We start from the raw sequence: 22,191 nt of genomic DNA, 5'->3' as shown, positions 1-22,191 counted from the left end.
GAGTTGTGCAACGCCGGAGCATGCGGCAGCCCCTGCGCCACGCAGGCGACTGCAGCAGTCGTGGTGGCCAGTGAAACTACGCGCCAGCCGTCTGGCTCGGCAGCTCGCCGAAGCGCTCTCGGTAGTAGCTCGAAAAGCGGCCCAAGTGGCCAAAGCCAAATTCCAGCGCGGTATCTGTCACGCAGTGGCCCGGCTGCTCCAGCAGCCGCGCACGCACGGCGTCCAGTCGGCGGTTGCGCAACAGCACCATGGGGGACTCGCCATGGTGGCGCTGGCACAGCATGTTCAGCCCGCGCACGCTCACGCCAGCGGCACGCGCCAGGTCTTCCAGCGCCACGGGGGCGCTGAGGCGGCTGCGCATGTAGTCATCCAGCCGCTCCAGGCGGCGCGGGTCGCCTGCGGCAGCGGCACTGGAAGGCAGTTCGATCTGTGGCACCGTAGGCTGCATAGGTACCGGCATGCCGTGCGCACACGATGCAAGGAACAGCGCCACACTACTCTCCATGTGATCCACCCAGCGCACATGGGCTGCGCTCTCCACCGTCTGCTGGCTCACGTGCAGCAGGGACTGCATCAGAAAATGCCACTGCTGCCCCTGCACCGAGGACAGCGCAACGATGGGGTGCACAAAACGGGTGTCGTTCTGCAGAGATTCGGGTGCCCAGGCCCTCAACAACTGGCACGGCACCTTGAGGATGAGCTGGCGCGCGCCCTGCTGCCAGCGCATGTGCAGGTCGCGGCGCGGCGCGATGAGCGCAGCGGCCCCCGCAGGCAGGCGGATCGGTACCCCATCCGACACCATCTCGGCCACGCCCGACAGCGACAGATGCACCAGGACAAAATCATCGAAAGGGCGCGGGCGGATTTCCACCTCTGCACCGTATTGCAGCATGAACATCTGCAACTGGCGGATGCGCACCTTGGACAACGCAGTGTCCACCGCACCACTGCACCATTTCAGGCCGTGGTCCGAAAACTCGCGGGCCACCAGATCATGGGAATCCACCCGCGCGTCCGAGGTGAACACCGGCCGCCGCTGCAGGGCGGACAGGTCCAGAGACAAGGCAGACGGGGACGCCATCGGATAAGACCTCTTCGTGGGAATAGGCGCAGCACATTCGACGATGCGCTGCTTGATATGCGTCAAAACAGCAATTTCCATACCCAAGGGGTCTTATCCGTCCTTTGTCCGTTGCAGGCCCTTTGCCTGGAGGGGCACATCCCATCGCGCTCCCTGGCTTTCGCTGCCTGCGCAGCCCTCACTACCTTGAGCCACCTAGGCGACAGGCCCCGCCCCACGGCTGGCTGGCACCCGACGTAACATTGCCGCCACACCGGATGCGTGCTTTGCAGCCACCTGCGCAGCCCCACCCCACACTGACCGCTCTGCCCTTCTCTCCATGTACCAAGCCCTCAAGCCCTCCCGCAGCAGCACGCTGCCATTGCGCCACCTCGATTACCACGTCCGCCACTGGGGCCCTGAGCAGAGCGATCTGCCCACGCTGGTGCTGGTGCACGGCTGGATGGACGTGAGCGCCTCCTACCAGTTCACGGTGGACGCGCTGCAGCAAGAGCGGCGCATCATCGCGCCCGACTGGCGCGGCTTCGGGCTCACGTCCAGCGCGCAGGCCGACCATTACTTTTTTGCCGACTACCTGGCCGACCTGGACCTGCTGCTGGACCACTACGCACCCGGCGAGGCCATCGACCTCGTTGGCCACAGCATGGGCGGCAACGTGGCCATGATGTACGCCGGTGTGCGGCCCGAACGCGTGCGCAAGCTGGTCAACCTCGAAGGCTTCGGCTTGCCCGCCACGCGGCCCGCGCAGGCGCCCACGCGCTATGCGCAATGGATCGACGAAATCAAGCAGCTGCACCAGGGCAACAAGGACCTCAAGACCTACGACAGCGCCGATGGCGTGGCGCGCCGCCTCATGAAGACCAACCCGCGACTGTCGGAAGACAAGGCGCAATGGCTGGCCCAGCACTGGGCTCGACCCAACGCGCAGGGCCTGTGGGAGATCCTGGGCGACCCTGCGCACAAGATCACCAGCGCCCAGCTGTATCGCGTGGACGAAGCCCTGGCCATCTACGAGCGCATTACCGCCCCCGTGCTGGCCATAGAGGCCAGCGGCGACAGCCTGGGCCAGTGGTGGAACGGCCGGTACACGCTGGACGAATACCACCAGCGCCTGACCCATGTGCGCAACTGCCGCACCGCTGTCGTCGCAGACGCGGGCCACATGCTGCACCACGACCAGCCCGAGCAGGTGGCGCAGCTCATGGAGCAGTTCCTGAACGAAGCGTAGCCCGAATTTGAGCCCAATTGGCCGCTAGCGCTTACCCAACAAGCGCCAGCAGCTATCATTTTTGAAATTTTGTCCCCACAGATTCTCCGTTTGGCAAGCCCTCTGTCAGTCCAGTTGCCCAGCCAGGGGGCATTGAGGGGGCCGTGGCCCATCCCATGAGAAAATCGCGGGTTATTCCACCGAACACTCAGGACAAGAATCATGGACGCAGAACGTATCAACCTTATCGGCACCACCCTCAGCGACCTGGCTCTGCGCACGCAAGAGTTACGGAGGTATCTTTGACTTCGATGCCAAATTTGAACGCCTGCGCACGGTAAACGCATCGCTAGAAGACCCTGCGGTCTGGAACGACCCCAAGAAGGCCCAGGAGCTGGGCAAAGAACAAAAGTCTCTCTCCAGTGTGGTCGTCACGCTCGACAAGCTCACGCGCGAGCTGGCCGACAACGCCGAGCTGTATGAGATGAGCAAGGAGGAAGGCGACGAGCCGGGCCTCATGACCATCGAGGCCGAAACCGCCAAGCTGCGCCCGCTGATCGAAGAGCTGGAGTTCCGCCGCATGTTCAGCAACGAGGCCGACCCGCTCAACTGCTTTGTGGACATCCAGGCCGGCGCCGGCGGCACCGAGGCCTGCGACTGGGCGAGCATGCTGCTGCGCCAGTACCTCAAGTACGCCGAACGCAAGGGCTTCAAGACCACGGTCGAGGAAGAAACCCCGGGCGACGTGGCCGGCATCAAGAGCGCCACGATCAAAGTTGAGGGCGAATACGCCTATGGCCTGCTGCGCACCGAAACCGGCGTGCACCGCCTGGTGCGCAAGAGCCCCTTCGACTCGTCGGGCGGCCGCCACACCAGCTTTGCCAGTTTGTTCGTCTACCCCGAGATTGATGACTCGATCCAGATCGACATCAACCCGGCCGATGTGCGCACCGACACCTACCGCGCATCCGGCGCGGGCGGCCAGCACATCAACAAGACCGACTCGGCCGTGCGCCTGACGCACATTCCCACGGGGATCGTGGTGCAGTGCCAGGACGGCCGCAGCCAGCACGGCAACCGCGACATCGCCTGGCAACGCCTGCGTTCGCGCCTGTACGACCACGAGATGCGCAAGCGCCAGGAAGAGCAGCAAAAGCTGGAAGACACCAAGACCGATGTGGGCTGGGGCCACCAGATCCGCTCGTACGTGCTGGACAACAGCCGCATCAAGGACCTGCGCACCAACGTCGAAATCTCGGCCACGCAGAAGGTGCTCGATGGCGACCTGGACGCCTTCATCGAAGCTTCGTTGAAGCAAGGCGTCTAAGCGATGCGGATGCGCACCGACGCCATCATCTTCGACATGGACGGCACCATGATCGACTCCATGCCCTGGCACGCCCAGGCGTGGGTCGAGTTTGCACGCCGCCGTGGCATGGACATTGACGTGCCCGATCTCATGGCACGCACCACGGGCCGCAACGGCACCGAGTGCATCGTGGAGCTGCTGGGGCGCCCCGTGTCGCAAGACGAGGCCGACGCGCTCACGCACGAAAAGGAAACCATCTACCGCGAACTGTTCGCCCCCCGCTTTTCTGAAGTGGCGGGTTTTCGCCAGTTCGCAACCCAGGTGCGCGCGCGCGGGCTCAAGGTGGCCGTGGGTACTGCGGGCGACATCGGCAATGTGGAATTCGCTCTGGGCCACCTGGACCTGGAACCGGCCCCACAGGCCATCGTGCGCGGCGACGAGGGCCTGCCTGGCAAGCCCCAGCCCGCCATCTTTCTGGAGGCGGCACGCCGCATTGCGGCAGCCCCCGAGCACTGCATCGTTTTTGAAGACGCGCCTTTTGGCATTGAGGCCGCACGCCGCGCCGGCATGCGCGCCGTGGCCATCTGCAGCACCCACACGCCCGAACAACTGGCCGGGCCCCATGTGCTGGCTGCCGTGCGCGACTACACCGAACTCATGAACACCGACTTTCTGGAGAGCATCCATGTTGCAACTGCATAGCGCAGACGGAAGCGGAGACGGCGCAGGCCCGGCCGCCGCCATCCGCCGCGAGGACTACAAGGCCCCCGCCTACTGGATCGACAGCGTCGAGCTGACCTTCGACCTGGACCCCAACAAGACCCGCGTGCTCAACCGCATGACGCTGCGCCGCAACCCCGACGTGGCGGCGCAGCCGCTCAAGCTCGATGGCGATGACCTGAACCTGGCACGTGTGCTGGTCAACGGCCAGGGCACCTCGTTCAAGATGGAAGGCGCGCGCCTGGTGCTGGAGAACCTGCCTGAAGGCTCCGAGCCCTTTGCGCTCGAAATCTTCACCACCTGCTGCCCCGCCAAGAACACGCAGCTCATGGGCCTGTACGTGAGCCAGGGCACCTTCTTCACGCAGTGCGAGGCCGAGGGCTTTCGCCGCATCACCTACTTCCTGGACCGCCCGGACGTGATGGCCAGCTACACCGTCACGCTGCGCGCCGACAAGGCCCAGTACCCGGTGCTGCTGAGCAACGGCAACCTGGTGGACAGCGGCGACCTGGAAGACGGCCGACACTTTGCCCAGTGGGTGGACCCGCACAAGAAGCCCTGCTACCTGTTCGCCCTGGTGGCGGGCAAGCTGGTGGCGCGCGAGCAGAAGATCAAGAGCCGCTCGGGCGCCGACCACCTGCTGCAGGTCTACGTGCGCCCCGGCGATCTGGGCAAGACCGAACACGCCATGAACTCGCTGATGTACAGCGTGGCCTGGGACGAAGCCCGCTTCGGCCTGCCGCTGGACCTGGAACGCTTCATGATCGTTGCCACCAGCGACTTCAACATGGGCGCGATGGAGAACAAGGGCCTGAACATCTTCAACACGAAGTACGTTCTGGCGAGCGAATCAACTGCCACCGACACCGACTTCGCCAACATCGAAAGCGTGGTGGGCCACGAGTACTTCCACAACTGGACGGGCAACCGCGTCACCTGCCGCGACTGGTTCCAGCTGAGCCTGAAGGAAGGCCTCACGGTCTTCCGCGACCAGGAGTTCAGCATGGACCTGGCGGGCAGCCCCTCTGCCCGTGCCGTCAAGCGCATCGAAGACGTGCGCGTGCTGCGCACCGCCCAGTTCCCCGAAGACGCGGGCCCCATGGCCCACCCGGTGCGGCCCGACAGCTACGTCGAGATCAACAACTTCTACACCGTCACCATCTACGAAAAGGGTGCGGAAGTGGTGCGCATGCAGCACAACCTGGTAGGCCGCGAAGGCTTTGCCAAGGGTTTGAAGCTGTACTTCGAGCGCCACGACGGCCAGGCCGTGACCTGCGACGATTTTGTGCAGGCCATCGCCGATGCCAACCCAGGCAGCCCGCTCACGCAGCATCTGGCCCAGTTCAAGCGCTGGTACAGCCAGGCCGGCACGCCCCGCGTGCGCGCCACGGGCCGCTACGACGCGGCCACGCGCTGCTATGCGCTCACACTGTCGCAAAGCTGTGTCCCTACGCCCGGCCAAAGCGAGAAGCAGCCTTTCGTCATCCCGGTCGAGCTGGGCCTGATCGATGCCACCACCGGTGCCGCCCTGCCCTTGCACCTCGCGGGTGACGGCGCTGCAGAAGGCGCAGCCCCCACCACCTCGCGCGTGGTGGTGCTCACCGAGGCATCGCAGACCCTAACCTTCACCAACCTGGACGCCGAGCCGGTGCCGTCGCTGCTGCGCGGTTTCAGCGCCCCGGTGGTGCTGGACATCGACTACACCGATGCGCGGTTGCTCACTCTGCTGGCGCACGACGCCGACGCCTTCAACCGCTGGGAAGCAGGGCAACGCCTTGCGCTTCGCACCGCTATCAATGCAATAGCTGATAGCGCAATGGGAACAAGCGCTAGCGGCCAATTTGACCATCAAATTCTTGCTGCGGAATTTGTGGATGCCATGCGCAGCGTGCTGCGCAACCCAGCGCTCGACGCGGCTTTCAAGGAGCTGGTGCTCACGCTGCCATCCGAAACCTACATTGCAGAGCAGCTGGCGGTGGTGGATCCACAGCGCATCCATGCCGTGCGTGACGCCATGCGCGAGCAGTTGGCCCTGTCGCTGCAGGCCGACTGGGAAGCGGCCTGGGAGCAGAACCAGGACACCGGTGGCTACAGCCCCGATCCTGTGTCCTCGGGCCGCCGCGCACTCAGCGGGCTGGCGCTGCACATGCTGTGCATCGCCGCGCAGAAGACGGGCGACGTGGTCTGGCCCGGCAAGGCGTACCAACGCTTCAAGGTGGCCACCAACATGACGGACCGCTTCAACGCCCTGACTGCCCTGGTGGCCAGCGGCAGCGAACTGGCCACACCCGCCCTCGCCCGCTTCCATACGCTGTTCAAGGACGAGCCCCTGGTCATCGACAAGTGGTTTGCGCTGCAGGCCGGTGCGCCCGACCGTGGCGGCAACGTGCTGCCCGCAGTGCGCCAGCTCATGGCGCATCCAGACTTCAGCCTGAAGAACCCCAACCGCGCACGCAGCGTGATCTTCAGCTACTGCAGTGCAAACCCCGGCGCCTTCCACCGGTCGGATGCCGCAGGCTACGTGTTCTGGAGCGACCGTGTGATCGAGCTGGACGCCATCAACCCGCAGGTCGCTGCCCGCCTCGCGCGCGCGCTCGACCGCTGGAAGAAGCTGGCAGACCCCTGGCGCAGCGCCGCCCGCGAAGCCATTGCCCGCGTAGCCGCCAAGCCGGATCTGTCCAACGACGTGCGCGAGGTGGTGACCCGCGCACTCGCCGAATAAACCACGACCGAGAAGAGACTGACATGGCAAAAAGCATCAGCCTGACCCGCTACCTTGTTGAACAGCAACGGGTGGACGGACTCATCCCCTCGCAACTGCGCCTGCTCCTGGAAGTGGTGGCACGCGCCTGTAAGAGCATCAGCCACGCCGTGAACAAAGGCGCGCTGGGCGGCGTGCTGGGCACGGCCAGCAGCGAAAACGTGCAGGGCGAGATCCAGAAAAAGCTCGACATCATCGCCAACGAGGTGCTGATCGAAGCCAACGAATGGGGCGGCCACCTGGCGGCCATGGCGTCCGAGGAAATGGACGGAATCTACCTGGTGCCCAACCGCTACCCGCAAGGCGAATACCTGTTGCTGTTCGATCCCCTGGACGGCTCCAGCAACATCGACGTGAACGTGAGCATCGGCACCATCTTCAGCGTACTGAAAAAGCCCGATGGTGACCGCGGCGTGGAGGAAGGCGACTTCCTGCAGCCCGGCACCCGGCAAGTGGCCGCAGGCTACTGCATCTACGGCCCGCAGACCACGCTGGTGCTCACCGTGGGCGATGGCGTAGCCATGTTCACACTCGACCGCGAACAGGGCTCCTTCGTGCTGACCGAAGAAAACGTGCGCATTCCCGAGGACACCAAGGAATTTGCGATCAACATGAGCAACATGCGCCACTGGGACGAGCCCGTGAAGCGCTACATCGACGAATGCCTGCAGGGCAAGGACGGCCCGCGCGGCAAGGACTTCAACATGCGCTGGATTGCCAGCATGGTGGCCGATGTGCACCGCATCCTGACCCGTGGCGGCGTCTTCATGTATCCCTGGGACAAGCGCGAGCCCAACAAGCCCGGCAAGCTGCGCCTGATGTATGAAGCCAACCCCATGGGCTGGCTCGTCGAGCAAGCTGGCGGCGCCGCTACCAACGGCAAGCAACGAATCCTCGACATCCAGCCCACCCAGCTCCATGAGCGCGTCAGCGTGATCCTCGGCTCAAAAAATGAGGTCGAGCGCGTGACCAGCTACCATTCCACGCTATAATTCGAGGCTAAGCCGGTGTAGCTCAGTCGGTAGAGCAGCTCATTCGTAATGAGAAGGTCGGGTGTTCGATTCATCTCTCCGGCACCAAACGAAAGCCCCTGATTCGCAAGAGTCAGGGGCTTTTTGCCTGCGCTTGCTGCGCAAATCCTTGTCGCACTACATCGTGGCGTAAACGTTGTGACACCGGTCAGCAACGCCACCGACAAGACCAGGCAGGGCTCGCAATCATCCTGCGCCCAGCCAAGGTCAGGGCTTGGGATCCCTCTGCCCCTGTTGCGCGAATGCGAGGTCCGGCAGCGACAACGTGGCCTCAGCCACCTCCAGCAGGCGGCGGTTCTGGTCCATCGAGGTTTTTTGCAACACCCTGAAGGCGACCTCCTCGTTCATGCCAAGTCGGGCCATCAACACTCCTTTTGCGCGCTCTATGACCTTGCGCTCGTTGAGCGTGCGGCGCGCAGCATCCAGCTCCGCTTCCATGCTGGCCATACGGGCCGTCTGGGTCTGCAGCAGCTCCATGAGAGATGCGGGTTCCCCCGCTTGGGCGCCACCCGGAGGTGCTGGCACTACAGTGGGCGCCAGTGCCATGTCAAAAAACCGATCCACGGCATGCGTACGCTGCGGCGGGTTGTCGCGCAGTCCGCGCAGCAGGCCTTTGGAGTCCTGAAGGTCTTGCTGAGCTTCGAGGATGCGCGCCTCGCAGTCCGCCCGCAAGCGTTTGACCAAATCGACCTGGAGGTGCCACAGCGCATTGATGCGCTCGGAACAAACATCGAACCAGATGTCACTGAGATCGCCGTCCAGCGCAGCGTCTGGCCGAGCCACACACAGCGTTCGGCGCAAGCGCTCCAACTTGGCCACACCGGGAGATAGCTGTTGTTGCTCCCATCGCACGCGCAGTTCTGGCTCGGCGAACTCGGCGAAGACACGCAGGCTACGCTCCTGCGCATCGATGAGGTGAATCACACGCTGCTGGTGCGCTTCGTTGCTGCGGCCGGAGGCATACAGCAAGGCTCCCAAAGCCCGCTCCTGGCCCGCCTCCTCCTCCGCTTGCACGAGGTGCAGCAACGCCACCAGCAGGCGAGACACGCTGGGCAAACCCGCCGCATCGGCTACATGGAAGACCAACTCGATCAGCCCTGCAATGAGGTGGCTGTATGCGGCGACAGAATCGTTGGCACTCATTGCCTGGCGTTCGATCTGGGTGCGCAGCGCTGGCAACGACTCCATCCCGAGCAGCGCCCATGCCATCAGCGACAGCGCCTTGGCAGTGGCGCCCTGTGCAGGCTCGATGTGCTGAGCAAACACTTCACGCAGCCGGGCCTCCAAGGGGCCCACCTCTTCGACCACCCGCAGGCGCATGTCGGCAAAACGCTTTGCCTTGGAGGCCAGGAAGGCCCCTGACGCGCCCCGCTCGCGCTGCAGGCCCTGGATCAGTTGCCCGATCACATCCACCAGTTCAGCCCGACTGGCCAGATGGCGCACAGCATCAATCTCCAGTTGCTTGGAACGCAGGACAAGGTTCGATACGGACAAGGGCGCCGCGAGGTCGGGCATGCAGGTTTCCTGGGTTGTTTAGGGCGCAGCCGGAGTGCCGCGACGTGGATGCGATTGTGTCAGGCTGCCGGCGCGCCAGCCACGCTGACACGACCACGTACGGCACGCACGCTGTAGGTGCGAACCGAATGCTCCGGCATTTCCAGGCATTCGCCCGTCTGCAGGTCAAAGTGGTTCTTGTACAGCGGTGAAGCCACCACCACGCGGCCGCTCAGGCTGCCGATCAGCCCGCGCGACAGCACACTGGCGCCTGACTTGGGATCCACATTGTCAATGGCGAAGAACTGGTCGCTGCCAGTGCGGAAAACCGCCACGTGGAGATCGGCGACCAGGGCGCAGACGCCGGTGTTGGGGAGGATGTCATCCACCGCACAGATGTCGGTCCAGTCGAGGGAATCGGTGCTGTTCATGGGGAGTGCACTCATGGTCTATTCCTTTCAGGCCGCCTGGCGGATGGGGATCACTCTGGCCGACACAGGGCCACGCTCATCGGCGCGCGCCGGGCGGATCTGGCCGCGCTCTTCGACGAAGAGCACGTTCTCATCGGCCTGGTCGCTGTTCACGAACGAGCGGAAGCGCTTGCGCGTCTCGGGGTCGGTCACGGCCGCCTTCCACTCGCACTGGTAGGTGTTCACCACGTTTTGCATCTGCGATTCAAGCTCGGCGCACAGGCCCAGGCTGTCTTTTTGCAGCACGTCCTTGAGATAGTCGAGGCCCCCTTCGAGGTTTTCGCGCCAGGTGCTTGTGCGCTGCAACCGGTCTGCCGTGCGCACGTAGAACATCAGCACGCGGTCGATCATGCGCACCAGTTCTTCCTTCGTCAGGTCGGAGGCAAACAGCTCGGCGTGGCGTGGCTTCATGCCACCGTTGCCGCAGATGTAGAGATTCCAGCCCTTTTCAGTGGCAATGACGCCAATGTCCTTGCCCTGCGCCTCGGCGCATTCGCGCGTGCAGCCCGACACGCCGAACTTGATCTTGTGCGGGGCACGCAGGCCCTTGTAACGGTTCTCCAGCTCCACGGCCAAGCCCACGCTGTCCTGCACTCCGTAGCGGCACCACGTGGAGCCCACACAGCTCTTCACGGTGCGCAGCGACTTGCCGTAGGCGTGGCCGGATTCAAAACCGGCGGCGATCAGCTCTTCCCAAATCAACGGCAACTGCTCCACCCGCGCACCAAACATGTCCACGCGCGCACCGCCCGTGACCTTGGTGTACAGCCCATATTTCTTAGCCACCTGGCCCACGGCGATCAGGCCGTCGGGTGTGACTTCGCCACCGGGCATGCGTGGCACCACCGAGTAGGTGCCGTCCTTCTGGATGTTGCCCAGGAAGTAGTCGTTGCTGTCCTGCAGGCCGGCCAGCTCCTTCTTGAGCACAAATTCGTTCCAGCACGAGGCGAACACACTGGCCGCCACGGGCTTGCAGATATCGCAGCCCATGCCTTTGCCATGCTTTGCCAGCAGGTCCTCGAAGCTCTTGATCTGGCCCACACGCACCAGGTGGTAGATCTCCTGGCGCGAGTAAGCGAAGTGCTCGCAGATGTGGTTGTTCACGGCCATGCCACGGCGCGCCATTTCCGCCTTCATGACCTGGGTGACCAGGGGCACGCAGCCGCCGCAGGTGGCACCCGCCTTGGTGCAGGCCTTCATCTCGGCAATGGTGCACGCCCCATTGCCCACGGCTTCGCAGATGCCACCCTTGGTGACGTTGTTGCACGAGCAGATCTGTGCCGTGTCGGGCAGGGCCTCCACGCCCAATCCGTGCTTGGCCTTGCCGTCGCTGGACGGAAAAATCAGGAACTCGGGGTCATCGGGCAGCGTGATGCCGTTCAGGGCCATCTGCAGCAACGTGCCGTATTCGGACGCATCGCCGATCAGCACGGCGCCCAGCAGCTGCTTGCCATCCTCGCTGATGACGATCTTTTTGTAGACCTGGCGACGCTCGTCCACGTACTGGCAGGTGCGGCTGTGCGGCGTTTTCCCATGCGCGTCGCCAATGCTGGCTACGTCCACGCCCATGAGCTTGAGCTTGGTGCTCATGTCCGCACCGACGAAAGCCGCGTCGGTCTCACCCGCGATGTGGCGGGCGGCCACACGCGCCATGTCGTAGCCGGGCGCGACCAAGCCGAAGGTCTGCTCGTTCCACGAGGCGCATTCGCCGATGGCGTAGACATCGTGGTCGCTGGTACGGCAGGCACTGTCAATGGCCACACCGCCGCGCGAGCCAATGGCCAGCAGGCTTTGGCGCGCCAGCTCGTCACGTGGGCGGATGCCAGCGGAGAACACGATCATGTCGGTCTCCAGCCAGGTGCCGTCAGCAAACACCATGCGGTGGCGTGCGCGGGCGCCATCGGTGATCTCCTGCGTATTGCGGCCGGTGTGCACCTGCACGCCCAGTTCTTCGATCTTGGCGCGCAGCACGCGGCCCCCGCCCTCATCCACCTGAACAGCCATGAGCCTGGGAGCGAACTCGACCACATGGGTTTCGAGGCCCATGTCGCGCAGCGCCTTCGCGCATTCCAGGCCCAGCAGCCCCCCGCCCACGACCACGCCGGTCTTCGATTTGGCACCCGAGGCCTGCATGGCCTCCAGGTCCTCGATGGTGCGGTAGACAAAGCAGTGATCGCGGTCGCGTCCGGACACCTGGGGCACGAAGGGATTGGAGCCGGTGGCCAACACCAGCTTATCGTAGGTGAGCACTTCGCCATCCGCCGTGGTCACGGTGCGGATGCGACGGTCCACCGATGCAGCGCGCGCGGCCAGGCGCAACGTGAAGCCGGTGCGCTCGAAGAAGCCGGGTTCGACCAGCGAAAGTTCATCGGCCGAGGTGCCACTGAAGAAGGCCGACAGATGCACCCGGTCGTAGGCAGGGCGCGGCTCCTCGCACAGCACGGTGACCTCGACACCAGTCATGCCGGTTTCGGCCAGACTTTCGAGGAACTTGTGGCCGACCATGCCGTGGCCAATGAGAACGATTTTCATGCTTGCTCATCCTGCAAGAACCCGGGGAACCGTTTCGAGGGGTGCAGGATGTGCCATGCCAGCGGCACAGCACACCCTCCGCGGAACCACGGGCGTGGGTTGGAACTACCAAGCGGGCGACTGCAAAAAAAGCCGCAACTCACTCGGGTGTTCCGCCATCATTAGCGGAGGGTATCGATCAGTCCGCAGGCAGCTTCACCAGCAGACACGGAAGGGGATCGCAATATTCATGCCGCACCATCCGAGGCCATGCCAAGCCCCTGTGGGCGGACCAGGTAGGGCTGACCGGATCGTTCTCTGGAGTACCGCCCGGTGGCGGAATGCATCAATGCAGTGCAGCACCTCACCAAATCAGGGCAATCACCCATACCGGTAGCGAGCTGCAAGGACTGGAGTCGCCAGGCTTTGGCAAAGGCTTGGGCGGTGGACACCTTGGAATCTTCCGATTCACCAAGGCATCTGCAGTGTCACCCTTGCAACCCACCTTGCCTTGCGGTCATCTTTTCATTTCCAAACAAAGCGAGCTCCGGCAGACTGGCACGGCAGGACGGAGGCGACTGACAACCACCGAGCATCACGTTCATGAAGCACCGACAGCCCCAGCCCCCATCAATACCCATGACCCCACCAGCATGAGCACCAGTATGAACACCGACCGGAGAGTCAACACCGACAGACGCAACGGGCAGGACCGCCGACAAACAGAAAAAGGCCCTCCCAGCAACTACGAACGCAGGCGTGCCGTGGAGGCACGGCAACCGGAATTGACGGAGCTGCATCTGGACGAAGAAGAACTCAAAGCGCTGGGATTTATAAAAACCACATCCATGCCACAAAGCCCGACTTGATATCTGCGGTGCCCCACAAGCGCCTGAAGCCGGTTGCCCAAACCCACAGGGATACACCGTTGCCCCGCTTCAGGTCCGCCACTCAGCAGCGTCCTGTTTCAATCTCCGTGGAGCGCAAGCAGACGGTGCGCCACCATGTCCAATGCAGGCCGGGTGTTGCCCTGCTTGTCCGTCCAGACTCTCGGTGTGATGCTGCCCGAAAGCGCGAGTGAATCCCCATCGCGCAGGTGATGAATGGCAGCGCAAACACCCACCTCAAACGCAATCACATTCACAAAAAGCAACTCGCCATCCGCCGTGTTTGCACGCACCTTGGCCACAGTGAAAGGCTTTCCAGCCTTGTCGGTACGCTGCTCGGAATCACCGTAAAGCCTTCCGGCCACGAGTCCATCGATCATGAAAGTCCTCCGCCCCGGCGGGCCATCACCTGTTTTCGATCAGCACACAGCGCGCTCCCTGGCGGCCAGCCCGCACAACAAGCCCTAAGAGTGCAGCGGTCAGGAGGCATGGCACAAATCATTCAGGGATACCTCTGAGCGCCCTCTCAAGCAAAAAAGCCCAGAACCTTTCGATTCTGGGCTTTTGCTATCAATGGTCGGCGTGGCGGGATTCGAACTCGCGACCCCTTGCACCCCATGCAAGTGCGCTACCAGGCTGCGCTACACGCCGACAAGACTTAGATTATATGCACAAAAAACCTCAGTTCAGAGAAAGCAGCGCACGAATCTCAAATAATTCTTTGCGCACCGCATTGGAGTCCAGGGTGAACCCCATCGCCTCGATGGAAAGGTCACGCGCGCTATCCACCAGCATGCTGGGCATCTGGGAATCCAGGCCATCACCATTCAATGCAGCGTCGGTTCCGGAATCATCGCGGGCCGGATGCGCAAGCTCCTGCAGACGATTGCGTGCACCACTGATCGTGAACCCCTGGTCGTACAGCAGATCGCGGATGCGGCGGATCATCAACACCTCATGGTGCTGGTAATAGCGCCGATTGCCGCGCCGCTTCATGGGACGCAACTGCGTGAACTCCTGCTCCCAATAGCGCAAAACATGGGGCTTGACGCCACACAACTCCGCTACCTCACCAATCGTGAAGTAGCGCTTGGCAGGGATGGAAGGAAGCGGGGTGCCCATGGGTTGTGGATTCAAACCGAACAGCCGACTAGCGTACTGCAGACGCGCACAGACCGCCAGCCATCGGCAACATTCTGGTCACAAAAAGCGCACAAATTCACGAGGCAGCGGCCGTCTGGATCTGCTCCTTGAGCTTGCTGCTGGCATGAAACGTCACGACCCGGCGTGCTTTGATCGGAATGGCCTCGCCCGTGCGCGGATTACGACCAGGTCGTGGAGCCTTGGTCCGAATCTGAAAGTTGCCGAAGCCCGACAACTTGACATCCTTGCCCTCCACAAGGCTCTGGGAGATCAGGTCAAAGAACGCATCGATCATGTCCTTGGACTCGCGCTTGTTCAGGCCGATTTGGTCGAACAGCAGATCGGCCAGCTGCGCCTTGGTCAGCGCTGGGGTCTCCAGGCTTTCGACGGCAAATTCGATCATGGCGTCACTCCCCTTTTGGGCAATATCGTTGTCATCAAACACGTAGTCGCGCACCGGTGCGCAGCACCAGCTGATCAGCGACGGCCTGTACGGCCGCCTCAATCTCAGCCTCGGTCAGGGTCGCCTCGTCACGAGCCAAGGTCAAGCGCACTGTGACGCTCTTCTCACCCTGCGCAAGGCCGCCGGCCGGTACTTCTTCGCCTTCGCGCAGAGGCTTGGGGCGGTACACGTCGTACAGCACCGCCGAGCGCAACATACCGCCGGGCACCGCCTGCTGCACTACCGAGATGATGTCGTCGTGCGTCACGCGTTCGGCCACAATCACGGCCCTGTCTCGTTCGACGGCCTGATGCTTGGCGACCGGTTTGAACTGTGGCACTACGCGTTGCAGTACAGCGTCCAGCTCCAGCTCGAACATCACAGGCGCCTGTGGCAAATCCCACGACTGGCGCCACTGAGGGTGCAACTCGCCCACAAAACCAATGGCACGCCCATTCACCAGCACGCGCGCACACCGGCCCGGGTGCATGGCAGGATGGATCGCAGGCTCAAACATGGCCTGCACAGGCGCCAGGAGCGCCTCCAGATCGCCCTTCACGTCAAAGAAGTCGATAGCCTGCTCTTTGCGGCCCCATTGCAAGGTGTCGTTCGGGCCATACGCCAGGCCTGACACTCGCATAGGCTGATGAAAGCCTTCCACGGTGGTGTCCGTGTTGCGCACACTCGCGTCGCGCAGGAACACGCGGCCCAATTCGAACATCCGCACACGCTGTGCTTTGCGGTCCAGGTTGAACTTCAAAACTTGTAGCAGAGAACCCAGCAAGGTAGAGCGCATCACGCTCATCTGGCTTGCAATGGGGTTCAGCAGCTTGATGGGTTGTGTGTTGGCGGCCAGTTCGTGCTCCCAACGCTCTTCCACAAAACTGAAGTTGATCGTCTCCTGGTACCCCAGGCCTGCCAATGAACGGCGCACCGCAAACGGGCTGCGCGTGGCCTCGGCCGGCAACTTGGGCGTAATGGGCGCCAGCGGTGGGGTGGTGGGGAGGTTGTTGTAACCCACCATGCGCGCAACTTCTTCGATCAGGTCTTCCTCGATCGTGATGTCGAACCGGAACGACGGTGGCGTGACGGTGAGCGTACCCTCGCCCTGCACCACGGGCAGCCCCAGACGCTGCAATGCATCAGCGCATTGCGCCTGGGTGAGGGGCATACCGATGACCTTGGCCGCACGTGCGACACGCAGTGCGACCGGCCGGGGTACCGGCAGATTCACCGCCTGATCATCCATGGGGCCACATACCGTGTCAGGCGTACCGCAGATATCAATCACAAGCTGTGTGATGCGCTCAATGTGCTCCACCGTCAGGCTCGGGTCCACACCCCGCTCAAAGCGATGGCCTGCGTCGGTCGAGAAGTTGAAGCGGCGCGAGCGCCCTGCCACCGCCTTGGGCCACCAGAAGGCGGCCTCAATGTAAATGTGCTGGGTATCGTCGGAAACTGCCGTGGCGTCGCCGCCCATGATGCCGGCCAGCGACTCGACTTGGCTGTCGTCGGCGATCACACCCACCTTGTCGTCCACGGTGATGGTGTTGCCGTTGAGCAGCTTGAGCTGTTCACCGGGCTTGCCCCAGCGCACATCCAGGCCGCCGTGGATCTTGTCCAGATCAAAAATGTGAGACGGGCGCCCCAGCTCAAACATCACGTAGTTGGAGATATCCACCAACGGCGACACACCACGCTGGCCGCAACGGGCCAGGCGATCCAGCATCCATTGGGGCGTGGCAGCCCGCGTGTTCACGTTGCGCACGATGCGGCCGGAGAAGCGGCCGCACAGGTCAGGAGCGCTCACCTTGACCGGCAACCGGTCGGCAAGCTTGGTAACAACGGCGGGGAACGAGGGTTGCTGCAGCGGCACCCCGGTCAGTGCGGACACTTCGCGCGCAATCCCATAGACGCTAAGGCAATGCGCCAGGTTGGGCGTGAGCTTGAGGGTGAACAGCGTGTCATCCAAGTTCAAGTGTTCACGGATGTCCTGGCCCACCGGCGCAGAAGCATCGAGTTCGAGCAAACCGCCATGGTCCTCGGACAGCTTGAGTTCGCGCGCCGAGCACAACATGCCCTGGCTTTCCACACCGCGCAGCTTGCCCACCTTGATGAGGAACGGCTTGCCGTCGTCACCCGGCGGCAGTTCGGCCCCCACCAGCGCACAAGGCACCTTGATGCCCACACGGGCGTTGGGAGCACCACACACGATATTCAGCAAGGCCCCCTGCCCCACGTCCACTTGGCACACGCGCAAGCGGTCGGCGTCCGGGTGCTGAACGGCTTCCTTGATTTCGCCGACCACAATTTTCGTGAAAGGCGGCGCCACGGGCCGCAATTCTTCAACTTCCAGACCCGCCATGGTCAGCGTGTCGGCCAGTTCTTGGGTGGTCAGCGGTGGGTTGCAAAATTCGCGCAACCAGGACTCAGGGAATTGCATAGTGAAGAGATTCTTTGGCGTTTGCTCTGAAAAAAATAGCTGCTTGCGCTTGTCTGTTCTTTATTTCAATGTCAAAAGGCGATGAAACCCATTGAAATCAAGCGCTAGCAGCTCACTTTTTTGCTTTATTGGAACTGCGACAGGAAACGAATGTCGCCGTCGAAGAACAGGCGCAGGTCGTTCACGCCATAGCGCAACATGGTCAGGCGGTCCGGTCCCATGCCAAAGGCGAAGCCGATGTACTTTTCGGGGTCGAGGCCCATGTTGCGCACCACGTTGGGGTGCACCTGGCCCGAGCCTGCCACCTCCAGCCAACGGCCGGCCAATGGGCCCGTCTGGAACTGGATGTCGATCTCGGCGCTGGGCTCCGTGAAGGGGAAGAAGCTGGGACGGAAGCGCAGCACGAGGTCGTCACTCTCGAAGAACGTGCGGCAAAAATCCGTGAAGATGACCTTCAGATCCTTGAAACTCACGTTTTCGCCAACCCACAGGCCTTCGCACTGGTGGAACATGGGCGAGTGCGTGGCGTCACTGTCCACCCGGTAGGTGCGGCCCGGCGCAATGACGCGGATCTCGGGCATCGCTTGGCCGGCATCCAGCGCGGCACGGTGCTTTTTGACATGCTGCACCGCGTGGCGGATCTGCATGGGGCTGGTGTGCGTGCGCAGCAGGTTGGGGGCAGTGGCAGTGCCGCCCTCGACATAAAACGTGTCATGCATGGACCGCGCAGGGTGGTCTTCCGGCGTATTCAATGCGGTGAAGTTGAACCAGTCGGTTTCGATCTCGGGGCCTTCGGCGACGTCAAAACCCATGGAGCCAAAGATGCCCTGGATGCGTTCGAGCGTGAGGGACACCGGGTGAAGACCACCCTGCCCGCGCTGGCGGCCTGGCAGGCTCACATCCAATGCCTCGGCCTTGAGCTGAAGCTGCAATTCTGCGTCGGCCAGCGCCTGGCGCCGTGCGGTCAGTGCGGCTTCAATGGCTTGCTTGGCCACATTGATGGCTGCGCCACGGGATTTTTTTTCCTCGACGGACAGCTGCGCCATGCCCTTCATCAGCTCGGTCACGCGGCCCGACTTGCCCAGAAACTGCGCCTTGGCGTTTTCCAGATCAGCGGGGGTGGCGCTTTGGGCAAACAGTTGCGTCGCGCTCTCGACCAGGGAATCCAACTCGTTCATACGACTCTTTATCGCTCGTGAAAAATAAACAAGGGCTAGCGCCTTTTCAAGCTCTAGCCCTTGCTGTTATTGCGCAAGCAGCTATCAGAACGATAGCCGCTCATCGTGATCTCAAGCAGCCAGCTTGGCCTTGACTTGGTTCACGATGCTGCCAAAGGCAGCCTTGTCGTGCACGGCGAGGTCGGCCAGCATCTTGCGGTCGATCTCGATGGATGCCTTCTTCAGGCCGTTGGCGAACTGGCTGTAGGTCAGGCCCAGTTCACGGGCAGCGGCGTTGATACGGGCGATCCACAACTGGCGGAACACGCGCTTCTTGGTGCGGCGGTCACGGTAGGCATATTGCCCAGCCTTCATTACCGCCTGTTTGGCGATACGGTAGACATTACCGCGGCGACCACGGAAGCCCTTGGCAAGGGCGAGAACTTTCTTGTGACGGGCACGGGCCGTTACACCACGTTTGACGCGAGGCATGTATGTACTCCTTGTTCGTCGTTATTAAAGGCCAGCACTGGGCAGCATTTGTGCGATCGAGCCCATGTTGGTCTCATGCACAGCAACTGCACCACGCAGGTGGCGCTTGTTCTTGGTGGTCTTCTTGGTCAAGATGTGACGTTTGAAGGCTTGACCGCGCTTGACGGTGCCACCGGGACGAACGCGGAAACGTTTTTTCGCGCTGCTCTTGGTCTTCATTTTGGGCATGTGAATGCTCCTTTTGTTTGTGCTCGTGAGGCGTTTGCAAACCGATCTGCAAACTTGTTGGCCCCGAGCCACTTTTATCGAAGGGTTCGCACCCTTCGCTCAGCAGTGCCGAAACACTGCCTTTTTGAACCCTGCTCCGGTAAAGGAGCAGCATTCAAAATCTCATACCAACCCGCACAACTTCAGGCTGCGGTGCCCGTTGCCGGAGCAACCTCTGCTGCTGGCTTGGCGCCAGCAGGCTTTTTCTTGCCCGGGGCAATCATCATGATCATCTGGCGGCCTTCCAGCTTGGGAAACTGCTCGATGATGATGCTGTCTGCCAACTCGTCACGAATCCGGTTCAGCAAAGCCAAGCCCAGTTCCTGGTGCGTGATTTCGCGCCCCCGGAATCGCAGCGTGATCTTGCATTTGTCGCCATCCGCCAGAAAACGGCGGATGTTGCGCATCTTGATGTTGTAGTCGCCATCGTCCGTGCCCGGACGGAACTTGACTTCCTTGATCTCAATGACCGTTTGCTTGGCTTTGGCTTCCGCCGCACGCTTTTGCTCTTGGTACTTGAACTTGCCGTAGTCCATGAGGCGGCACACTGGAGGGTTCGCCGTAGCGGCGATTTCCACCAGATCCACATCCAACTCGCCCGCCATGCGCAGGGCTTCCATCAGACTGACAACCCCCAAAGGCTCGTTATCAGGACCCGAAAGACGGACCTCCGGAGCCATGATTTCACGGTTCAGGCGGTGCTTGCGCTCTTCACGGTGGCGACGATCACGAAATTCAGTAGCGATGGCTATCTTCCTTCAATCAAAATACTACAAACTTTGTAGCTACAACCGTACACATGGCAGGCGCCGAAGCATGTTTTCACTAAAAATCAGGCTTTGGTGGCAATGTCTTGGGCGATCAGCTCAGCGAACGCTTCAACAGACATCACGCCGAGGTCACGATTGCCCCGGCCGCGCACTGCGACGGCTCCTGCGGCCTTTTCCTTGTCGCCCGCGACAAGGATGTACGGCAGCTTTTGCAACGAATGCTCGCGTATTTTATACGTAATCTTTTCGTTGCGCAGATCGACCGCCACCCTAAGGTCTTGATTCGGAAGTGCTTTTTGCAGTTTTGCGGCAATTTCGCGACAGTAATCGGCCTGTGCGTCGGTGATGTTGAGCACCGCAACCTGCACCGGAGCGAGCCAGACCGGGAACGCCCCGGCATAGTGTTCGATCAGCATGCCAATGAACCGTTCCATGCTGCCCACGGTTGCACGGTGCAGCATCAGTGGGCGCTTGCGGCTGCCGTCTTCGGCCACGTATTCGGCGTCCAGACGCTCGGGAAGGTTGGGGTCGATCTGCATCGTGCCGCACTGCCATTGACGGCCCAGCGCGTCCTTGAGCGTGTACTCGATCTTCGGACCATAGAACGCACCTTCGCCTTCGGCAATCTCGAACTCGCAACCCGAATGGCGCAGGCCATCCATCAGCGCCTTCTCCGCGCGGTCCCACGACTCGTCCGTGCCAATGCGTGCCTCGGGCCGTGTGGCCACCTTGTAGATGATGTCGGTAAAGCCAAAGTCCTTGTAGACCTTCTGCACCAGCGCCGTGTAGTTGGCGCACTCTTCCAGCACCTGCTCTTCCGTACAGAAAATGTGCCCGTCATCCTGCGTGAAGCCGCGCACGCGCATGATGCCGTGCAGGCCGCCCGTAGGCTCATTGCGGTGGCAGGCACCGAACTCGCCGTAGCGCAATGGCAGGTCGCGGTAGCTCTTGATCCCCTGCTTGTAGATCAGGATGTGGCCGGGGCAGTTCATCGGCTTGAGCGCGTACTCGCGCTTTTCCGACTCGGTCGTGAACATGTTGTCGCGGTACTTGTCCCAGTGGCCCGTTTTCTCCCACAGGCTCTTGTCCAGGATCTGCGGACCCTTCACCTCCTGGTAGCCGTTATTGCGATAGACGCGGCGCATGTACTGTTCCACCTCCTGCCACAAAGCCCAGCCCTTGGGGTGCCAGAACACGGTGCCGGGCGAATGCTCATCCATGTGGAACAGGTCCAGTTCACGACCCAGCTTGCGGTGGTCGCGCTTTTCGGCCTCTTCCAGCATGGTGAGGTACTGCTGCAGTTCTTCTTTGGAAGTCCAGGCCGTGCCATAAATACGCTGCAGCATCTCGTTGCGGTGGTCGCCACGCCAGTAGGCGCCCGCTACCTTCATGAGCTTGAAGAACTTCAGCTTGCCCGTGCTGGGCACGTGGGGGCCACGGCATAGGTCTTCGAAATTGCCTTCGCGGTACAGGCTCACGTCTTCATTGCTGGGGATGCTCGCAATGATCTCAGCCTTGTAGTGCTCGCCCAGGCCCTTGAAATAGGCCACGGCCTCGTCGCGCGGCAGAACGCGGCGTACCACGGGCTCGTCCTTGGCGGCGAGTTCGGCCATGCGCTTTTCGATGGCCACCAGGTCCTCAGGCGTGAAGGGGCGCTTGTACGAGAAATCGTAGAAGAAACCGTTCTCGATCACCGGGCCGATGGTCACCTGGGCTTCCGGGAACAGCTCCTTGACGGCATAGGCCAGCAAGTGGGCTGTGGAGTGGCGAATGACCTCCAAGCCATCGGCATCCTTGGCCGTAATGATGGACAGCGGGCTGTCGGCCGTGATCTGGTAACTGGTGTCCACCACCTTGCCGTCAATCTTGCCGGCCAGAGCCGCCTTGGCCAGACCGGTGCCGATAGAGGCCGCCACTTCGGCCACCGTGACAGGACCCTGGAATTCGCGCTGCGAGCCATCAGGAAGCGTGATGTGAATCATGGGAGTAACTCTTTCTTTTCAATC

At 62.2% G+C, this 22,191-nt stretch carries 19 protein-coding genes and 2 tRNA genes; 7 read left to right on the top strand and 14 right to left on the bottom strand.

Annotated features, from left to right (window positions below):
- Positions 1-76: 76 nt before the first annotated feature.
- A complete protein-coding gene (locus tag LPA35_RS18160) occupies positions 77-1,081 on the bottom strand; it encodes an AraC family transcriptional regulator (RefSeq protein ID WP_228897945.1) in 1,005 nt (334 codons plus the stop codon).
- Between the two features lie 319 nt (positions 1,082-1,400).
- On the opposite strand from LPA35_RS18160, the gene LPA35_RS18155 reads away from it, so the two are divergent.
- The 6 genes from LPA35_RS18155 (at position 1,401) to LPA35_RS18130 (ending at position 8,157) form a co-directional block, all read left to right on the top strand.
- Complete coding sequence (locus tag LPA35_RS18155; RefSeq protein ID WP_228897943.1) at positions 1,401-2,309, top strand: alpha/beta fold hydrolase; 909 nt, start codon at positions 1,401-1,403, stop codon at positions 2,307-2,309.
- 201 nt (positions 2,310-2,510) lie between these two features.
- Positions 2,511-3,615 (top strand): peptide chain release factor 2 gene (prfB, locus tag LPA35_RS18150; RefSeq protein WP_121420455.1). Its coding sequence is split into 2 segments (ribosomal slippage): positions 2,511-2,591 and positions 2,593-3,615, totalling 1,104 coding nucleotides; the frame shifts between segments, so codons are not numbered across the junction.
- Positions 3,616-3,624: 9 nt separating this feature from the next.
- Positions 3,625-4,299, top strand: a complete 675-nt coding sequence (locus tag LPA35_RS18145) for an HAD family phosphatase (RefSeq protein WP_228898427.1) — start codon at positions 3,625-3,627, stop codon at positions 4,297-4,299.
- On the top strand, positions 4,283-7,039 hold the full coding sequence (pepN, locus tag LPA35_RS18140; protein WP_228897941.1) for an aminopeptidase N: 2,757 nt from the start codon (positions 4,283-4,285) through the stop codon (positions 7,037-7,039). The genes LPA35_RS18145 and pepN overlap by 17 nt, the downstream gene beginning before the upstream one ends.
- Positions 7,040-7,062: 23 nt before the next feature.
- Complete coding sequence (locus LPA35_RS18135; RefSeq protein WP_228897940.1) at positions 7,063-8,070, top strand: class 1 fructose-bisphosphatase; 1,008 nt, start codon at positions 7,063-7,065, stop codon at positions 8,068-8,070.
- A gap of 11 nt (positions 8,071-8,081) precedes the next feature.
- Positions 8,082-8,157, top strand: a tRNA-Thr gene (locus LPA35_RS18130).
- Between the two features lie 159 nt (positions 8,158-8,316).
- Here the strand turns inward: LPA35_RS18130 and LPA35_RS18125 are convergent.
- Genes LPA35_RS18125 through nirB form a run of 3 tightly spaced genes read right to left on the bottom strand, consistent with a single transcriptional unit; the run spans position 8,317 to position 12,605 of the window.
- Complete coding sequence (locus LPA35_RS18125; RefSeq protein WP_228897938.1) at positions 8,317-9,624, bottom strand: nitrate- and nitrite sensing domain-containing protein; 1,308 nt, start codon at positions 9,622-9,624, stop codon at positions 8,317-8,319.
- A 59-nt stretch (positions 9,625-9,683) separates the two neighbouring features.
- Positions 9,684-10,049: a nitrite reductase small subunit NirD gene (gene nirD / locus LPA35_RS18120; RefSeq protein WP_228897937.1), complete on the bottom strand. Its 366-nt coding sequence runs from the start codon at positions 10,047-10,049 to the stop codon at positions 9,684-9,686.
- A gap of 12 nt (positions 10,050-10,061) precedes the next feature.
- A complete protein-coding gene (gene nirB, locus LPA35_RS18115) occupies positions 10,062-12,605 on the bottom strand; it encodes a nitrite reductase large subunit NirB (RefSeq protein ID WP_228897936.1) in 2,544 nt (847 codons plus the stop codon).
- 644 nt (positions 12,606-13,249) lie between these two features.
- Between nirB and LPA35_RS18110 the strand changes: the two genes are divergently transcribed.
- Positions 13,250-13,453, top strand: a complete 204-nt coding sequence (locus LPA35_RS18110; protein ID WP_082437674.1) for a hypothetical protein — start codon at positions 13,250-13,252, stop codon at positions 13,451-13,453.
- A gap of 98 nt (positions 13,454-13,551) precedes the next feature.
- Here LPA35_RS18110 and LPA35_RS18105 read toward each other — a convergent pair whose 3' ends face one another.
- From LPA35_RS18105 to thrS, 10 genes are all read right to left on the bottom strand, one after another.
- Positions 13,552-13,851, bottom strand: coding sequence for a single-stranded DNA-binding protein (locus LPA35_RS18105; protein WP_218300046.1), 300 nt, complete (start codon positions 13,849-13,851; stop codon positions 13,552-13,554).
- Between the two features lie 194 nt (positions 13,852-14,045).
- A tRNA-Pro gene (locus LPA35_RS18100) sits at positions 14,046-14,122 on the bottom strand.
- A gap of 30 nt (positions 14,123-14,152) precedes the next feature.
- On the bottom strand, positions 14,153-14,593 hold the full coding sequence (locus tag LPA35_RS18095; protein WP_055402676.1) for a MerR family transcriptional regulator: 441 nt from the start codon (positions 14,591-14,593) through the stop codon (positions 14,153-14,155).
- Between the two features lie 97 nt (positions 14,594-14,690).
- The gene (locus LPA35_RS18090; RefSeq protein ID WP_035198379.1) at positions 14,691-15,017 is read right to left on the bottom strand and encodes an integration host factor subunit alpha; all 327 of its coding nucleotides are present in this window, start codon (positions 15,015-15,017) and stop codon (positions 14,691-14,693) included.
- Between the two features lie 34 nt (positions 15,018-15,051).
- Positions 15,052-17,499 (bottom strand): phenylalanine--tRNA ligase subunit beta, encoded by a 2,448-nt coding sequence (gene pheT / locus LPA35_RS18085; protein ID WP_228897935.1) that lies wholly within the window; start codon positions 17,497-17,499, stop codon positions 15,052-15,054.
- Positions 17,500-17,624: 125 nt separating this feature from the next.
- Entirely contained in the window at positions 17,625-18,677 is a 1,053-nt protein-coding gene (gene pheS / locus LPA35_RS18080) for a phenylalanine--tRNA ligase subunit alpha (RefSeq protein WP_228897934.1), read from the bottom strand.
- Positions 18,678-18,788: 111 nt separating this feature from the next.
- Entirely contained in the window at positions 18,789-19,148 is a 360-nt protein-coding gene (gene rplT / locus LPA35_RS18075; RefSeq protein ID WP_121420463.1) for a 50S ribosomal protein L20, read from the bottom strand.
- A 24-nt stretch (positions 19,149-19,172) separates the two neighbouring features.
- The gene (gene rpmI, locus LPA35_RS18070; RefSeq protein WP_055402683.1) at positions 19,173-19,376 is read right to left on the bottom strand and encodes a 50S ribosomal protein L35; all 204 of its coding nucleotides are present in this window, start codon (positions 19,374-19,376) and stop codon (positions 19,173-19,175) included.
- Positions 19,377-19,558: 182 nt separating this feature from the next.
- Complete coding sequence (gene infC, locus LPA35_RS18065) at positions 19,559-20,167, bottom strand: translation initiation factor IF-3 (RefSeq protein ID WP_082437675.1); 609 nt, start codon at positions 20,165-20,167, stop codon at positions 19,559-19,561.
- An 80-nt stretch (positions 20,168-20,247) separates the two neighbouring features.
- A complete protein-coding gene (gene thrS / locus LPA35_RS18060; protein WP_228897932.1) occupies positions 20,248-22,167 on the bottom strand; it encodes a threonine--tRNA ligase in 1,920 nt (639 codons plus the stop codon).
- Positions 22,168-22,191 lie beyond the last annotated feature (24 nt).

Origin of the sequence: Acidovorax sp. Leaf73 (assembly GCF_916855635.1) — a bacterium.
GTDB classification, from domain to species: Bacteria; Pseudomonadota; Gammaproteobacteria; order Burkholderiales; family Burkholderiaceae_C; genus Acidovorax; species Acidovorax facilis.
Note: the sequence above shows the minus strand (reverse complement) of the source record. Positions and strands in the feature narration are given on the sequence as shown.